The following is a 15983-nucleotide window of genomic DNA, read 5'->3' on the forward strand; positions in this document are numbered from 1 at the left end:
TTGTCGCACCATAATTCTCGATATAGGAAGTTCTATTTTAGTAAACTCATAGCAACTACAATACATCCAACTATAAATAATTCTTTTTTAAATATGTATTTTTATCTTTACTTAGGATATGCTATAGTCTTTTCCTTAAAAATGTTTCCATAATATCTCTCTTAAATCTTTCATAATTGAACTGAAAAGCGATATTATGTGTTTTATAACCTGGATTTGTCACAAAACGAAAGTCTGCGATACTTTGACCAAATCCTTCTCCTTGATCGGGAATTACTTTGATGGGCACTTTTGACAGACGAACTGCATCTGGATTCAACAAATACCATATTGTTACAAAATCATGCATAGGGCTTCCTCCTATGCCAGGATTCGATTTAGAGTAGAAATTATAGTAGTAGTCTAACATAGGTTTGATGATGAGTCCTGCAAGGTCTTGTGTATTCCGGTGAAATGCATCAATTTGTTGAACCATTTCAGGTGTAACAATCGCGTGTTGGGTGACGTTTAATGGAATAATTGTCAAATTCTTCGCATGCTGCAGAATTAAGTTTGCTGCATAAGGGTCTGCGTAAAAGTTAGCTTCAGCCACAGCAGTCACGTTTCCGGGGTAAAAAAAGGCTCCACCCATGCAAATGTATTCTTTCACATTCCGCATTGCTTCTAAATTCAAAATAAATGACGTAGCCAATGATGAAAGTCTTCCCAAATTGATAATTGTAAGATCGTCTAAATTTGAGTTTATAATTTTGTAAATATCATTTATGGGATAAATTGGATAAGGGATTTCAGGTGGAATGATAGGTCCTAGTCCTACTTTTCCATGTACTTCAGGAAAATATTGAACCAATATACCTGTTAAAGGTACAGAAGCACCGAGAAATACGGGTATCTCTTTTCTTCCCGAAATATACTTCAAATAGTTAATATTTTTTATAACATTCTCTCTCGATACATTTCCATAATCCGCTACAATCCCCACAAGTTGGATATCCTTACGAAAAAAGGTGTACAGAATAGCAAACACATCATCAATTCCCAAATCTGTAAACAAGAGAACTTTTTTGGGCATATGTTTTCCTCCAAAAGCCATAAAATTTTATTTTTACTAAGGATGTAATGAATAGGCTTGTACTATATTTGATATATATTTGATATATATTTTATATATTCTTCAATAGTACATTTTGTTCATCTATAACTTTAGATATCTTATATGTGTTTGCATCTAAAAAAGTATTTTTGTTTTGTATATTGTATACAAGTACAGTTAACATAACGCATCATTATTGGTAGAGAGGAAAAAAGCGGGCCCTTACTCTCACAGGGAGTCCGCTTTTTTTTGTTCTATGGATCTATTCAATTTTTTATACATTCCTATCTTGGCGCGGTTTTAGGGTTCTCGTTTGTTACTGAATTACTCGAAAAATTGTATAAAATTATGCATACTCTTAGCGTGTTTTTTCCGAAATACTAGCGGTCCCCCTAGTAAGGCTGCATTCTAGATTTTGATTTAACCTATAGCAAACTTATGATTTTAAAATTATTCTTGCATTTGAGTAGAAATACCATTATATTTGTATTAACAACTATATAAATAAACCATAATTTACGTGAAGGACACACCTTACGTACCATCCCAACGGTACAGGTGTGTCCTTTTTTACGTTCTAGGAGGAAAATATAATGGCAGAAGATAAGACAAACACTCAAACTGTAGAAGAACTTGGAATGGCTTTTGAAGCAGAGAACCTACAAGGTGACACAGTGCTAGAAACAAACTTTAATCAATTTGAGCGAGTACGTGATCATGAACTAGAGGAATTAGCCCGTATGAAACGTGAGCGTACTGTAGGAAAAGGCTTGATTACAGTCGTATCTGAAAAGCTATTCCCAACTAAAAACGGAAAGTCTGAGCGTATACAAGTACTTACAATGCAAATTGGTACTCATACAACAGCATATTGCCCCATTACAGAGGCAGGTATAAATGTTCCTAAAAATCCTCAATGGCTAGTTGGTAGAACCAAGCCTTTAATCATTGAACACTTCCAAAAAACGGAGGAAGGCAACTTTGCTGTTGTATCTATCACTGCAGGAGAATTGGCACTTCAAAAAAGATTATATGAAGAAGTGACAGCGCAAGAGGGCAACAAGGTATACACAGGAACCGTTTCAGGACATATCCCATCTGCACAAACAGTCTTAGTTGAAGTACACGGTGTAACAATAGGTGTACGGTACTCACACTGGTCCTATACATTCGTCCGTCCGGAGGATATTGTCATTGGTGATGTTGTAGAACTTATCATCGATAAAGTAGGGGAAAAGAATGGCCGTTATGAATTTAGAGGAAATAAAAAGAAACTAGAAACAGATCCAATTGAAAAGTTGTTAGAACTAAAGAAACGCCGTGACCGATTTGTAGGTAAAATTGTAGGGGTAGACGCTATTGCGGGTATTTTCGTAGAGGTTGCACCAGGAATTCAGTTTAAAGGACTTAAGAGCCGTAATCTTGCTAATCCAACTGTAGAAGATGCGAAAAATCAAACGATTGTTACATGTGAGCTGCTTAATATCGACGCGAAAAATAGAAAAGGTACAGTGCGTATCCTAAATTATCCGCAGGGACAAAGTAAAAAAACTAATTCGTCAATTTTCCAATTTTAATGGATGACTATGCGTACAATAGAGAAACAATTGCCCACTTATGTCCCTTCTATTCCTCATTTATCAAGTGAGGATGTACAGGGACTTCAAATATATCGGATACATGAACTGGATAAAACCTATGTATTCCATTCTTTTGACGAATTGGTTAAGTTTAAGCAGCGTTTAACAGAAGAACAGTATACCTTACTTGCTTTCATTGGTGTTCATACATCTGTTCGATTTAATCATTTATTATATTTATTTAAGGATAAATATTCTCGTAAGAAAATAAATGATGCACTTCAAGGATTACTTTACTACCGTCTAATTGAAAAATGGCAAGTGGAGAGTTTTGAAATGGAGATCTTTGAAGAAACATATACGTTATCCGACAATGGTTACAAATTTTTAAAATACTGGCAAGGAAATATGTTCTTCTTTGCCCCAGAACGAATTGATAATCACGGTAAATATGTTCACTTACGTTATTGGCACGATATAGAATTAATCTGCCACCTGCGTTATGCTCCATCGTTTTTAGGTCATATTATGCATCCATCTATTAGTAAAGGGGTTTTTACCCCTCCTTTAAGTTTTGCAGTGCAAGGCGGAGTAAATCACATATTTAATTTCGTTGTATACTCCACTCTACTAACAGATAAAAAGGATCGTTTAAAACGAATTATTGCTCGATGGAAAGATTTCGTAGAATCAGGAAAAGATGTTATTATGCAAGATTTAGGAAACAATCCTACAGTGTTAGTTATCTATGTTTCTACTGAAAACCAAGCAAAGCAAATTAATAATGAACTATTACTCGACCTGCTCCCTGGTAAAGTATTGTTATGTATAGGAGAAACCTTGCATATACAAGGATTACAACATGCATTTTACCAGCCCCTTGCAGAAGGAGAGATTAAACAATTAAATACAAAGCTATTCGCAACAAACTAAGCCGCCCTTACAAGCTATTGATTCATTTTAAAGGGTGGCTTGTTTGTTATATAAAAAAGCGTGGAATATTTAAAAAAAATTTAAGAAAACGAATTATCCTGTATCTCCCTCTATACAAATTACGGATTTTACGAAATAATATTCTTTGACACCTTTATACAGAAAAACAATATATACAAATATAAACATTCGTGTAAAGGAATATATTTGAAAGGAGTAACAAATTGCTACGTATACAACGAGGGTACATGTATGATCCAGATGATAATGAGGTCATTGTGAACGAAATTTTCTACAACGCTGCATCCGAACAAAAGTTAGGAAGCAAAATGGGTGTGTTTTCTGCAGACAAACTACCTACTTCCATTTTTAAAAAAGTTCAAGAAAACGAAAGTATGTCTTATATGGAAAGTATGGAAGTAGAAGAACAAACCATTCCAGAAATACTATGTCATTTAGACCAAAATCAAAAACCAGAAAAACTTTATTTTGAAATGCAGTACATGGTGTAACAACAAGAACTGAAATAAGAGGGGATTTATAAACGTTGAAACAGGGGCATTATTATATGGTACATAAAACAACTATATATAAATTCCCTTCTTATTTTTGTTTCCTTAAAACAATTGAATATGATATAAAAATAGATTAATATATAACTATATTTATTGTTTAATTGATTCCGTTTATTCCCACACCTTTTTTGTGTTGTGGTTGAGTTGTAGAAGCAAGTTGCGTCTTGTTTCATTTGTGAAAGGGCTTCTTTGAGCCGATTAGTGTATATATAGCTTATTTTGCTATACACATTTTTAATCGACTTAAAGAAGCCCTTTTTGTGTTGTCTTTAAGTTAGGAAATACATGTATTAGACCATTTAGGCTAAACGAATAATAAAAGTGATTAAAGCACAATTTTAAGGTGCTTTTTTCTATTTCAAGGGGGAAGTACAAATGAAATTTTATAAGGTTAGTTATGGAGAAGAACTTGCTATAAAAATTATTGCAGCCAATAGTCCATATGAGGCAGTAGGGTTTTATTTAATGGAAGCGCAGAGTGATTATGGAGAAGTGGAGTACGTTAATATTAATCGATTAGGTTTGCGTGAGCGAGTAAAGGTAGATTATGGGCATATAGCAATCTATGACACAGTAGAAGAAATTTATCATCGTCAAAAGATTGTAGATTTACCATGTGTTATAGCAAATTTACTACCAAAAATTTAATAAAGTAGGTGTATATATATGAATGTTGAAAAAGAATTAAAAGAGATTTTACATTGTAAACAACTTATGAGGGATATGTTCTCTTTGTCAATTGAGAGAATTGAATATTTAGGTAAAGGGACAGTTTATATGTATTTTGCAGTAGTTTCAGAGTATGAACTGAATGTTTTCTATCGTATAGATAAAGATCTTGATACATTCAGGCTTGAAAAAGGCTCCTGGGTCTATGCAATTACACTGTAAAAAAGCAAATTTAAAGAATCTCAAATATTAAAAGCGGTAAGAAATTATAACCAAATCCAGGGCTTTATCATATCCTACTTTTGTTAAGAATTTCTGAACTCTCCGTTTTTAAGAACAATTTATAAAAGAGACATAGTACAGTAGTTATAGAATGGAATGCAACTATAGAAAATATGGGATTTATATATAAGTAAGGTACTTGTTGCAATGCTAAAAGCACAAGGAATTAGAAAATGTAAACCTGAGAGGAGCACTACAATATGATTACAGTTAACCGAGGATATATGTATGATCCAGATGATAATGAGGTCATAATTACCGAAATTTATTATGAAGCTGCTACAGATACTAAATTAGGAAGTAAAATGAATAGCTTATCTTATTCAGCCATTCCTAATGAGATTAAAGAAAAAATAGAAGCAGCTGCTTCATTATCCTATATGGAAAGCATTGAGATGCCTCAGCCATTAGCTGTCGTATATCAAAATGAAATTAGCATGTATGGAAAACCAGAAAAATTATACTTTGAGTTAACTAGTATATAAGAGGGAAAAAGACATTGGACGTATTTGTTCAATGTCTTTTTTATTAATTTATAGAGGAGAATATAAAATGAATAATGTAACTGAAATAGAAACAAGTCTTTGGACAATTTGTGTAGGGGATATTTTTAGTAATGGTCGTATGCCGTACCATCTAAAAGTTGTAAAAATTGAAGTAGAAGATATGATGAAACCAGACGATGCGAAGATATATAGTATACCTGTTCACCCTAAAATCATAGAAGACGTATGAAAATAATGGATGTATCAGAACATATTTCTTATCGAGCTTGGTATTATAATGAATTTTGGAGCAAATAATATACTATGGATGAAAGAGTGATACGGTTGTTTCACTCTTTTTTACTTGCATTAAAAATAAAGATAGTTTAATATACAGATATATTTATTGTTTAATTGATTCCGTTTATTCCCACACCTTTTTTTGTGTTGTGGTTGAGTTGTAGAAGCAAGTTGCGTCTTGTTTCATTTATGAAAGGGCTTCTTTGAGCCGATTAGTGTATATATAGCTTATTTTGCTATACACATTTTTAATCGACTTGAAGAAGCCCTTTTTGTGTTGTCTTCAAGTTTGGAGTTATTGTATAGCCAGCACTTTAGGCAATTATTTTATTAATTAGGGGGAAACATCATGAATTTAGTCATGGAAAAATCACAAAGGAAATTACAAAATGATGCTCATTTACATGACATTATTAAAGAAATTAAAGAACTAGCTAATCCTTTATGGATCAGTTCTGTATCAATGTTGCAAGCGCACAATCAAAACTTCAATACGAAAGCTACGACATTTAAGGATATTACCATTTCTTATTTAAGAGATTTAAAAGTAAGTTTAAGTCTCATTTATGCAGCAAGGAATATCAGTTGTAAAAGTATAGAGGATTTGAATAAGCGTCTATCCATTCAATCAGGGAAAGATATTACTTCCCATGAGGATTGGCTGCTTCATGAAAACAGAGGAATTATATGTGAAATGATTGATGAATTTCGAAAGAAAGAGTGGAAACACCCAGATTCGAAATAACAAGTAATACAGGAGGATTATTATGACAAATATAATGGAAAGTTTACAAGCTGAATTTCCTGTCGAACAATTAGGATGGAAAATTATAAATACATTTGAAAGCCAAGGTCGTTTTTTTGCGTTTGTAGCTCCATTTGTTGACGCACGCGCCATTCAGGACCGATTTGATGAAGTCTTTGGTATTGATAACTGGCAGGTGTCGTATGAAAAATGGGGTGAGAAAGCAACGAAATGTACCATATCAGTGTTTTTGAATGAACGTTGGATATCAAAAGAGGATGGAAGTGAAGAATCTGACTATAGTTCTGTAAAAGGTGGCTTTTCAAATAGTTTAAAAAGAGCTGCTGTGCTTTGGGGCGTAGGAAGATACCTTGTGTGAACTGTTCTCGCACAAAAAGTTGTGGAAACACACTATATAAAAGCGAGGGAACTATAAAATGTTCTAACTGCATGTTTGACTATCAAGACTCGGAAGTAAGTCTTGCAAGAACATCGTAAACTCTTGAAAAGGTCTAATACTACGGATAGCAATAATAGAGAACCCTATCATTGTTATGAGCCCGTTGAAGGCGGTGAAAATCGAACCTAAATTCCTCAGGGAACATGGTAAGAAAAGTAATCGGGACGCCATAAAATAGCTATGGATAGAATGAATCATAGATTCTGGCGAATCACTGAATGTACGTGTCGATACTATCCGTTCCTTAGAAATATGGAGGAGGTAAAACCATACCTTTTCAGTTGTGGAAATGATAATAAGGTATATCAAATCTGCGGATAGGGACTATACCCTATTCATCTAATGAATCAAATTACGATTAGTTCATTAGTAACTGACGGCATAAAGGTGAGTCCTAAGGCTATATGTAAGGCTAAAACATGTGGAACAGTTGAAGTTGGTGAGAACGTCATACGATGGTTAATTATCGGTTCGTGGATATAAGGTATTACACATACAATACTGAAGTTCCTTAACACCAATGGCAGTAGGGTCATAGTACCAAAGAAGGTTATGTAATATAACTAGAGGGAAGGGCCCAAGTCTAATAATCATGCAAAGGCAAAATTATTCTAGGAATGTGTAACAGTAACCGACTAAACCTTAGAGCAAAATCTCAGCAAAAGAGGTGATGCAATTTGGTGCGAAAACTAGAAAATACTCTTGAATCAGAAACAGAATTAAAGAGAACATTAGACAAGCTGTACTCAAAAACAAAAGAGCATATGGAAAAAAAGACGAGAATCAAACACACATCTCTCCTTGAAATTGCGATGTCAAAACCTAATATTGTCACTGCGATACACTCGCTAAAAAGCAATAAAGGCTCCATGACTCCAGGGGTAGACGGAAAAACAATCCAAGACTACCTCAGACTATCCGAAGAAAAACTTATCGAGTTAATTCGTGGTAGACTCACAAATTTCAAGGCGCACCTAATAAAACGTGTGTTTATTCCAAAGGCTAATGGCGGACAACGACCTCTCGGTATTCCAACCATAGAAGACCGGATAATTCAACAAATGATGAAGCAAGTCTTAGAGCCTGTACTCGAAGCACAATTCTTCAAATACAGCTTTGGGTTTCGACCAGAAAGAACTACCTATCATGCGTTGGAAAGAGTAAAAGTCCTTGTTCATAACACTGGGTATCACTGGATCGTAGAAGGTGATATTCGTCAATTCTTCGACAAAGTAAACCATAGGATTCTTATAAAAAAACTATGGAGCATGGGAATCAAAGATAGACGAATATTGTGCCTAATAACGGAATTCCTCAAAGCTGGAATCTTCAAAAATATCATTAGAAATGACAATGGTACACCCCAAGGTGGCATATTAAGCCCCCTCTTAGCAAATGTATACTTACATTCCTTCGACAAATGGGTTGCCAAGCAATTTGAAGAATTTACAACCAGACATGAGTATTCGAAACACGATCATAAATTACGAGGTTTAAAATCTTCTAACCTTAAGCCAGGCTATCTAATCAGATATGCTGATGACTGGGTTCTAGTCACTAATAACAAATCCCATGCTTATAGATGGAAGACTGTTATCAAGAATTTTCTTCAGAAAGAACTTAAACTTGAACTATCCGAAGAGAAAACAAGAATAACCAACATCAGGCATAAGCCAATAGAATTTCTTGGCTTCAAATACAAGGTAGTCTTAAAAGGTGTAAAAGGAAAAAAGAAGAAGGATAAAAAGACAAGATATATCAGCCAAATAACTCCTTCTGATAAGAAGATTAAAAGAAAAGTAAAAGAACTCAGAGCCACACTCACTTCTCTCGGCAAAAGATTAAGCCACGATAAACTGAGTAATGCACAGCTAATCTTAGCCTATAACTCAAAGGTTAGAGGATTAATAAATTATTATTCATATGCCACCGAATCTCCCATAATGGATAGAGAAGGTTATAAGTTAAGAAAAAAGACTTTTAATCTTCTATCTAGGCGTGGTGGGGTCTTACATCCTATCAACAAGTGTATTAACCTTGCGGACAAATACCCTAAACGGACACAAAAGACTTTAGCTATTAAAACCGAAGTTGGCTACATTGGCATTATGCATTTAAACCTAACCAAGATGAACGAAAACCTATATAAACAAAAGGTTCAAAATGAAACTCCATACTCTCCTTCGGGACGTAAATTAATCGAGCGAAGAAAGGGAACAAAGGAGTTCAGTGTCAGACTAGATGAAATTACAAGCCTCTCTCTCCTTGAGAAAGTCAGGAAAAAACTTGTGAATTCACCCCGATACAATTTTGAGTACTTTATGAATAGAGGATATGCGTTCAACAGAGATAGAGGAAAATGTAGAATTACAGGAGTCCCACTTGGGAAGCACAACCTGCATGTTCATCACATTAATCCTAATCTCCCGTTAGAAGAAGTCAATAAGCTGCCAAATCTAGCCTGTGTAGATAAGGAAATTCACAAGGCAATACACAATGAAGTTGATATGAGCAGCATCTTGAATAATAAGGAAATTAATAAACTGAAACGATTCAGGAACAAAATTCATGCTATTTGATTATTAGATGGAGCGCCGTATGAGGTGAAAGTCTCACGTACGGTGTGGACCGGGGGAAAAGCCACTCTTAACAGGTAATGCTGAAGAATTGGCTTACCTATCGGTATTATAATGTAAAACCTACTAAAGTAGAACTTTCTACATGTAGTAATGGCCCAAATAGTATCTATATTTCTTATCAAAAGAAAGGATATTATTTTATACCACCTACTATGTTACAGCAAAAACATAAACAAGGAAGTTCAAAGAAGGAACCATCGAATGGCCAAGTAAGTCTAGGTGTACTAATTCAAAACATACAAGAGCTTGCAAAACCATTAAGTATTACATCCAAGGAAATTCTACTTGCCTATAATCACAATTATAATGCGCAAGCAAGAACATTTGAGGATACGACGATTGGTGGTTTAGAAGGAATTCTAACTAGTTTACAGTTGATTCACGAAGCGAAGAATATCCGTCCTGGAAATGAGAAACAGCTTAACCGGTGGTTATCAGCTCTTATTCCTGGTGATGTTACATCCTTTAGAGAATGGTTACTTCATGATCATACAGAAGCCATTCATCAACTCATACAACAGTTAAAAAAACAACAAAGCGCGTAAAGCTTTGTTTTATAGCAGGAAAACGAATGAACAGGATATGAGGTCTGTTCTTTTTTTATTACTTTTTGGAGGGATTTATTATGAAATTTACTATTAACCGTACATTATTTATTGAAAAATTAGAGAAAGCAAGTGCTACTGTAGACGTTAAAAACCCAATGCCGGCATTACAAGGTGTTTTATTGGATTGTAATTCAAAGGGAATGATTCTAATGGGTTCAGACGGTACAGAAACAGTAACATTAGTAACTCGCTTTAATGTAAACAGTGGGGATTGTACTGAACCGGGGAAGGTGCTTTTTGCAGCTGCTCCGGTACTTAAAACGATTAAGAAATTCAAAAGTGAATTCATCGGTCTTGAACATAAAAACAATGAGCTAAAGATTGTAGAAAGTAAGAAGAAACAATTTAGCTTTTGTACCATGGATCACGAAGAATATCCTGAAATTAAAATCGAAGCAGGGGAAGATTGGATTTCACTTTCACAAGAACAATTTGTATCAATGGCCAACGGAACGTTACATGCTATTCCTGCAATGGATACACGTAAGATTCTAACAGGTGTGAACTTAAAATCAGTTGATGATAAGTTCTTTAGTATAGCAACTGATGCTCACCGTTTAGCCCGTTTACATTTTGATTGTACAAAGATCACTATCGCAAAAGATGGTGAAGTCGTGTTACCAATTAAGTCTCTTAAAACAGCTCTTAAGCTCTTTAATCGTGAAACAAATTTACAATTAAAGCTCATTAGTGATACACAGCTGTTGATCCGTGGCGAAAGTATTATCTATCAGTCTAGATTACTAGCTGGTACATATCCCGATACGGCACGTATGGTACCCGACGAATTTAAAAGTGAAATACAACTATCACGTGAAGAATTTAAAAATACGTTGGAGCAGCTTTCAGCATTTTCTTCCTTAATCGTACTTACGTCAGAAGGAAAAGAAAGCATCCATCTTAAACCACAAAATTCTCAAGTAGGTACTGCAAGTGTAGAAATTCCATGTAATCAAGTAGAAGCATTTACATTGGCTTGTAATGTGGAATATCTGCTACAAGCACTACAAACGATAACTTCTGAAACAATCGCGATAAAAATGATTAGTAATCAGAGACCTATCGTGGTAGTGGGAGCAGAGGATACAACTCACTCTAATCTGCAGTTAATTCTACCGGTTCGCGTGTAAGGGGGCATCCAAATGAGTATGAATCACAGTGACTTCTTTGACTTTTTACAGTCAAAAGAAGTCCTTCCTAATAATCAAGAACTTCGTCAATCCTTTGAATTGATTATAAATGGATTTATTGCGAACGAAATGCCTGATTTAGAAAACATACCATTAGAACATATAGATGAATTTGAAAAGCAATTTGAGCAGCTACGACATTATGTCACGTTTTATAGTGATAATTCATTTCGTATAAATGGTCCAGATTGTGAATTAAAAGAAATGCTACATTTACATCTTTTCACTGAACAACTAGAAGATGTGGAAAAGCAGGGGCTAGAAGATGAGATATTTATTTAATCAAGGAAATGAGATGAAAGTATACATACGGATACTACGCATACAAAAATTAATTCGTAAATATAACATCCCATTCTTAATCAATATCAATGATTTTCACAGGGACAAGTTGCATATCACAAGTGAACTATTATTCGAGTCGTTTGCGCGTTTTAACGAGCAAACAAGTATATTTTGTCACTTTGCCTTTGGAACTGAAGAAGACCTGTTAGATGGGACGTTATTTAGCTCAGAAGACATGTATTCGAATTTCGCTTCGGATATTAGTTCTATGGCTGCGGAAGGATGTTACTTCGATACAGCTGGTTACTATTTATGTATAGGCTCGGAACATATAACACAATCTGATTTTCAATTCGTGTTACATGAATTTTCGTTTAACACCTATCAAAGTGAAGCGTATCCCAGTCATATTTTGATTGAATTTCTAGAGGATGGTTATGAACAGTACTCATTTGATGAATGGGTACTTTCTTATTATGAAATTATAATCCGTCTTGCGGCAATGATTCGAGAAAAGACGAAGGGGAACCAGGTATGAAATTATTATTTACATACAATCACCAGAAAGTAAGAAAGTATCTACTTTCGTTAAAAATGCAAAAGAATGCTCACTTACTGCATGAATTACTTGCAGATAAGAAGCATGAAGAAGAAATCTATATATTAGATTGTTTAGAGCACTCAAGAGAAATAGACTTCAGTAAGATTTCAGAACGATCCATTCAACAAGTAATGGCTACTGTTTCTTATTTAGAGGAAGACTCGAATTTCCCAATTGGTTTAATTGATTCGAAAACCTTACTTGAAATAATTATGATTGCGGAAACATCTTTAGATACTGATCTTTCCTGCTTCTATACATCGCAATTCTATCTTATGGAGATATTTATACGTATGTATAAATTGGGGATTCCTGTAAAAGATTATTACCCAACTTATTTAGAACAAGATAATTTCGAAGAATACGATTGTGAGGATTCATTTAAAAGCTGGGGTGATGACTTACTTCAAGATATGAAATTACATCACGAAGAGGTAGATAGCGACGATAAAGATACCTTAATCCAATATTCGAATTTATTTCATATATCTATGGATGAGATAAACCTTATTGTTGAGAATGCATGGAGTCCAATTGGTGAAATGCTCTCTAATATCAAGATAGAGAATCAAAGTTTCTTTCAGTCAATCCAGAATCAGTTTGATATACGTATGCTTTACCAAGCTGATGAGGAAAAACTTTACCTTTTCTATGATGATGATACATATTTTCCAGCAATTAAACGAATTGAGATGTTACTTCGTATCTTTGAAGAGATACAGTTAACAAAAAATATAGCAAATTAGTACAGAGGGCCAAAAAATGAAGAAATTATTTAGCTATTCATCTAATGTAGCGATGTCAAACTACTTACTATCACTTAAGTTAAACAAAACTTATAGCATCGTTAGTTGGGAACAAATTAAACAAAGATATCAAGAGGAAATATATATATTAGAAAGCCTTTCTAAAGATATAGAAATAGATTTCAACAAAATCTCTCATGGAACAATTAGTAAAATCCAAACTTGTGTGGACTTTCTAGATGAAAACCAAACAATAAGGTGGGAGGACATAGAATCAACAGATACGATTGTCATCTTCTTACTTTCCATGAACCTATTAAACATAAATCTATCTAAATTTTATTCATGTCAATTTCATATCTTACGTTACTTTAAAAGCATGCATGAGCTTTCGATTGATGTAACACAGTATTCTCCCTCGTATTTAGACCGAGAGAATATCTATGAATTAGACCATGAAGAAGGATTTATAGAATTGGGTACGGACATGATCGAAGATATGGGCTTAGAAGCTTTTCCAATTGATGAAGAAGAGTATGAAAAGCTCTCTACACTATTCGACATACCATTAAAGGAAATAAAGGAAGCAGCAGAGGACACATGGGGTGCTATAGCTGAAACAATAGACGGCATATCACCGAAGCATAAAGAAAAAATTTCTAAATTACTAGATTGTTATCCAGTGCAGCATTCTTATCAAATTGATGAAGAATCTCTGTATCTCTATTATGGCCAGGAACCATTATACGGACCATATAAATTTGAGATGTTACTAGATTTAGTGGAAACAATCTATACGCAGGGGGACATAACAAATGAAGACAGTAGCAATATTTGATGCTTTAGAGCCAAAAGGAATTGTAACCATTCAGCAATTTAACAACGAATTATCACGTGGAGAAACTGCCGTTACTTTTAAGGACTTTTATTTAGCTTTAAAAGAAGTTATGGAGCAGGGTACACAAGATAATACTCATTACTCTAGTGGCGTACTCCCAAAAGGTTGTATAAAACACGAGGTGTTATCTAAGAGTGGAGATAAACAAGCTGTTTGGATTGAAGTACCAAAGGCTCAGTGGGATATTCATTTTTTTGAACGACCGTTTCAACAAGTAGGATTTCCACGTCTATTATTTCGTTATACGGTGTACCAAAAACGAGTTACGAATATCTCTGTCTTTGCTGTAAAAGAAGATATGGAGTTAGAAGAAGGAATGAAATTATATCAATTTCCATATTCTAATGTTCATCCTAGTGGATCTGTATGTACAGGTAGAGTTGTGATACCTGAATTCCGGACTTTAAAAGATTTAGAAACATTTCATGTTTTATTTTTTGCAAGTTCTTTTAATCACGACCTTACACATACTCATACGGAACCAGTTGGAGAGCTATTTAAACGATTTGAAAACCAAAGTTTTGATGATTCTATTTTAATGGAATCGGAAATGACTTTTTAATACACGCTCTTTAGAGTGATTGTTTATTAGAAGCAGGGGAGTATTTATTAAGAATAATAATTTTGTTGGAGTTTAGATTATAAACATTGGATCCAACATGCTTAGGAGGAAATACGGTGTATTTAGATTATGAAACACGAATGAGAATTGAGAGAGAAAGACAACGAATTATTAAGTTTTTAAACGAGAAGGGTATTACACAAAATTCAGATGGCAAAAGAGTCAATGATTTACCACTTTGGCCATTAACTTTAATGGAAAATAAGTTACTGGCAGACAGTAATTGAGTACATCGAATTTCTGAAAATAGCAGAACTATATATAAGCAAAGATACTAGGAGGATTTTTTATTATGACAAACTTATTCGATTTTTTTGATATGGAAACACAAGTAGAGGAAACAACAGTACCAGTGAAAAAAGCTGCTTCAGAGCAAGCTGCTGCTAAAAAAGAAGAAAAAAAGGAAAAAGCAAAGAATAAGACAAAGGCTAGTAAGAAAGCTACTGGTTCAAAATCTACAGATTGTCTAGATAAAATCAATACAACAACGGTTGTTCGTCATGTAGTATTTGGAGATATACCGTTAGTAGATTGGTTTACAGAAGAAGAAATTACACATGGAATTGCTGTTCAAAATGGAGATTCCACAGATGTAAGAAAAATAGAAGCAGAGGACATTCGCGTAAAATTAGAGCAACGCTATCCCTCATTTGTAAAAGGCTTAACTGTCATTAAATTTGATGAGGATACAAATGCACTACTTCCGATTTTAACTGTCGGCGCAAAAGGAGCAAGTATTGTAGAAGGACAATCCATTTCAGATTGTCCTTTTTCTTTTCTTAGTACTTGGCTGAATCACTTTTTACCTGGGGATTTTATTCCAAGAACTTTATTAATGGACTTTATTATTATTGCACAGGCCATTTCTCGTAAATGTGATTGCGAAGTGCATGCCGATGTCTATTTCAATAAAGAGCGTGGTTATTTTATGGACTTTCCACGCCAGCAGATAGCAACTGAAATTGTAATCCCAGAAACGAATATAGAGATGCAGTCTATCGCTATGAAAGTTATGGAGATACACAGTCATCATCGTTTCTCTGCTGAACCAAGTGATTTAGATGATCAAAGTGAACGGGCTCCTATTCTTTATGCAATTGTTGGCAGAATAGAGGATGTTTTCCCTGAACTACGAGTACGCACTTGTATAGATGGAAAATTTCATTCTATTAATCCTAACTTTATATTTGCAGGAGAATATGCAACAAAAGGGATAAGCCAAGATTACGATTTAAGTAGGATCACACTTTTAAAATAAATACACAAGGGGGC

General features: G+C 34.3%; 18 protein-coding genes and 2 pseudogenes. 19 read left to right on the top strand and 1 reads right to left on the bottom strand.

Annotation, left to right across the window (positions count from 1 at the left end; all coding sequences use genetic code 11):
- Positions 1 to 121: 121 nt before the first annotated feature.
- On the bottom strand, positions 122 to 1072 hold the full coding sequence (locus tag K5S59_RS13590) for a nucleoside hydrolase (RefSeq protein WP_057525835.1): 951 nt from the start codon (positions 1070 to 1072) through the stop codon (positions 122 to 124).
- 614 nt (positions 1073 to 1686) lie between these two features.
- On the opposite strand from K5S59_RS13590, the gene K5S59_RS13595 reads away from it, so the two are divergent.
- From K5S59_RS13595 to K5S59_RS13685, 19 genes and pseudogenes are all read left to right on the top strand, one after another.
- Positions 1687 to 2670 (top strand): hypothetical protein, encoded by a 984-nt coding sequence (locus K5S59_RS13595; RefSeq protein WP_000796697.1) that lies wholly within the window; start codon positions 1687 to 1689, stop codon positions 2668 to 2670.
- Positions 2671 to 2679: 9 nt separating this feature from the next.
- Positions 2680 to 3606, top strand: coding sequence for a hypothetical protein (locus tag K5S59_RS13600; protein WP_001259102.1), 927 nt, complete (start codon positions 2680 to 2682; stop codon positions 3604 to 3606).
- A 248-nt stretch (positions 3607 to 3854) separates the two neighbouring features.
- Positions 3855 to 4118: a hypothetical protein gene (locus tag K5S59_RS13605; protein ID WP_002020034.1), complete on the top strand. Its 264-nt coding sequence runs from the start codon at positions 3855 to 3857 to the stop codon at positions 4116 to 4118.
- A gap of 438 nt (positions 4119 to 4556) precedes the next feature.
- A complete protein-coding gene (locus tag K5S59_RS13610) occupies positions 4557 to 4829 on the top strand; it encodes a hypothetical protein (RefSeq protein WP_000675279.1) in 273 nt (90 codons plus the stop codon).
- Between the two features lie 18 nt (positions 4830 to 4847).
- Entirely contained in the window at positions 4848 to 5072 is a 225-nt protein-coding gene (locus tag K5S59_RS13615) for a hypothetical protein (RefSeq protein WP_001100171.1), read from the top strand.
- Between the two features lie 260 nt (positions 5073 to 5332).
- Positions 5333 to 5617 carry a hypothetical protein gene (locus K5S59_RS13620; RefSeq protein ID WP_000633806.1) on the top strand — a complete coding sequence of 95 codons (285 nt, stop codon included), beginning with the start codon at positions 5333 to 5335 and terminating at the stop codon, positions 5615 to 5617.
- 67 nt (positions 5618 to 5684) lie between these two features.
- Positions 5685 to 5935, top strand: a pseudogene (locus tag K5S59_RS13625) (hypothetical protein).
- A 331-nt stretch (positions 5936 to 6266) separates the two neighbouring features.
- Positions 6267 to 6662 (top strand): hypothetical protein, encoded by a 396-nt coding sequence (locus K5S59_RS13630; protein ID WP_001055070.1) that lies wholly within the window; start codon positions 6267 to 6269, stop codon positions 6660 to 6662.
- A 22-nt stretch (positions 6663 to 6684) separates the two neighbouring features.
- Positions 6685 to 7035, top strand: a pseudogene (locus K5S59_RS13635) (Rad52/Rad22 family DNA repair protein); the annotation flags it as partial.
- A gap of 767 nt (positions 7036 to 7802) precedes the next feature.
- Complete coding sequence (gene ltrA / locus K5S59_RS13640; RefSeq protein WP_002019929.1) at positions 7803 to 9701, top strand: group II intron reverse transcriptase/maturase; 1899 nt, start codon at positions 7803 to 7805, stop codon at positions 9699 to 9701.
- A gap of 77 nt (positions 9702 to 9778) precedes the next feature.
- Entirely contained in the window at positions 9779 to 10306 is a 528-nt protein-coding gene (locus K5S59_RS13645) for a hypothetical protein (protein WP_000917103.1), read from the top strand.
- Between the two features lie 80 nt (positions 10307 to 10386).
- Positions 10387 to 11499, top strand: a complete 1113-nt coding sequence (gene dnaN / locus K5S59_RS13650) for a DNA polymerase III subunit beta (protein WP_000673198.1) — start codon at positions 10387 to 10389, stop codon at positions 11497 to 11499.
- A gap of 12 nt (positions 11500 to 11511) precedes the next feature.
- Entirely contained in the window at positions 11512 to 11841 is a 330-nt protein-coding gene (locus K5S59_RS13655; protein WP_000062335.1) for a hypothetical protein, read from the top strand.
- The gene (locus K5S59_RS13660) at positions 11825 to 12382 is read left to right on the top strand and encodes a hypothetical protein (protein WP_001269722.1); all 558 of its coding nucleotides are present in this window, start codon (positions 11825 to 11827) and stop codon (positions 12380 to 12382) included. Before K5S59_RS13655 ends, K5S59_RS13660 begins: the two co-directional genes overlap by 17 nt.
- Positions 12379 to 13191, top strand: a complete 813-nt coding sequence (locus K5S59_RS13665; protein ID WP_000770659.1) for a hypothetical protein — start codon at positions 12379 to 12381, stop codon at positions 13189 to 13191. Before K5S59_RS13660 ends, K5S59_RS13665 begins: the two co-directional genes overlap by 4 nt.
- A 16-nt stretch (positions 13192 to 13207) precedes the next feature.
- Positions 13208 to 14029, top strand: coding sequence for a hypothetical protein (locus tag K5S59_RS13670; RefSeq protein WP_000732880.1), 822 nt, complete (start codon positions 13208 to 13210; stop codon positions 14027 to 14029).
- The gene (locus K5S59_RS13675) at positions 14007 to 14651 is read left to right on the top strand and encodes a hypothetical protein (RefSeq protein ID WP_000859312.1); all 645 of its coding nucleotides are present in this window, start codon (positions 14007 to 14009) and stop codon (positions 14649 to 14651) included. The genes K5S59_RS13670 and K5S59_RS13675 overlap by 23 nt, the downstream gene beginning before the upstream one ends.
- 116 nt (positions 14652 to 14767) lie before the next feature.
- Positions 14768 to 14938 (top strand): hypothetical protein, encoded by a 171-nt coding sequence (locus tag K5S59_RS13680; protein WP_000280379.1) that lies wholly within the window; start codon positions 14768 to 14770, stop codon positions 14936 to 14938.
- A 65-nt stretch (positions 14939 to 15003) separates the two neighbouring features.
- The gene (locus tag K5S59_RS13685) at positions 15004 to 15969 is read left to right on the top strand and encodes an MPN domain-containing protein (RefSeq protein ID WP_046199363.1); all 966 of its coding nucleotides are present in this window, start codon (positions 15004 to 15006) and stop codon (positions 15967 to 15969) included.
- Positions 15970 to 15983 lie beyond the last annotated feature (14 nt).

The sequence above is a fragment of the Bacillus sp. BML-BC051 genome, assembly GCF_019656175.1.
Taxonomy (GTDB): Bacteria; Bacillota; Bacilli; order Bacillales; family Bacillaceae_G; genus Bacillus_A; species Bacillus_A mobilis.

Coding starts and splice junctions, on each gene's coding strand:
- K5S59_RS13590 (WP_057525835.1), bottom strand. CDS start 1,072: ATGCCCAAAAAAGTTCTCTTGTTTACAGATTTGGGAATTGATGATGTG.
- K5S59_RS13595 (WP_000796697.1), top strand. CDS start 1,687: ATGGCAGAAGATAAGACAAACACTCAAACTGTAGAAGAACTTGGAATG.
- K5S59_RS13600 (WP_001259102.1), top strand. CDS start 2,680: ATGCGTACAATAGAGAAACAATTGCCCACTTATGTCCCTTCTATTCCT.
- K5S59_RS13605 (WP_002020034.1), top strand. CDS start 3,855: ATGTATGATCCAGATGATAATGAGGTCATTGTGAACGAAATTTTCTAC.
- K5S59_RS13610 (WP_000675279.1), top strand. CDS start 4,557: ATGAAATTTTATAAGGTTAGTTATGGAGAAGAACTTGCTATAAAAATT.
- K5S59_RS13615 (WP_001100171.1), top strand. CDS start 4,848: ATGAATGTTGAAAAAGAATTAAAAGAGATTTTACATTGTAAACAACTT.
- K5S59_RS13620 (WP_000633806.1), top strand. CDS start 5,333: ATGATTACAGTTAACCGAGGATATATGTATGATCCAGATGATAATGAG.
- K5S59_RS13630 (WP_001055070.1), top strand. CDS start 6,267: ATGAATTTAGTCATGGAAAAATCACAAAGGAAATTACAAAATGATGCT.
- K5S59_RS13645 (WP_000917103.1), top strand. CDS start 9,779: ATGCTGAAGAATTGGCTTACCTATCGGTATTATAATGTAAAACCTACT.
- dnaN (WP_000673198.1), top strand. CDS start 10,387: ATGAAATTTACTATTAACCGTACATTATTTATTGAAAAATTAGAGAAA.
- K5S59_RS13655 (WP_000062335.1), top strand. CDS start 11,512: ATGAGTATGAATCACAGTGACTTCTTTGACTTTTTACAGTCAAAAGAA.
- K5S59_RS13660 (WP_001269722.1), top strand. CDS start 11,825: ATGAGATATTTATTTAATCAAGGAAATGAGATGAAAGTATACATACGG.
- K5S59_RS13665 (WP_000770659.1), top strand. CDS start 12,379: ATGAAATTATTATTTACATACAATCACCAGAAAGTAAGAAAGTATCTA.
- K5S59_RS13670 (WP_000732880.1), top strand. CDS start 13,208: ATGAAGAAATTATTTAGCTATTCATCTAATGTAGCGATGTCAAACTAC.
- K5S59_RS13675 (WP_000859312.1), top strand. CDS start 14,007: ATGAAGACAGTAGCAATATTTGATGCTTTAGAGCCAAAAGGAATTGTA.
- K5S59_RS13685 (WP_046199363.1), top strand. CDS start 15,004: ATGACAAACTTATTCGATTTTTTTGATATGGAAACACAAGTAGAGGAA.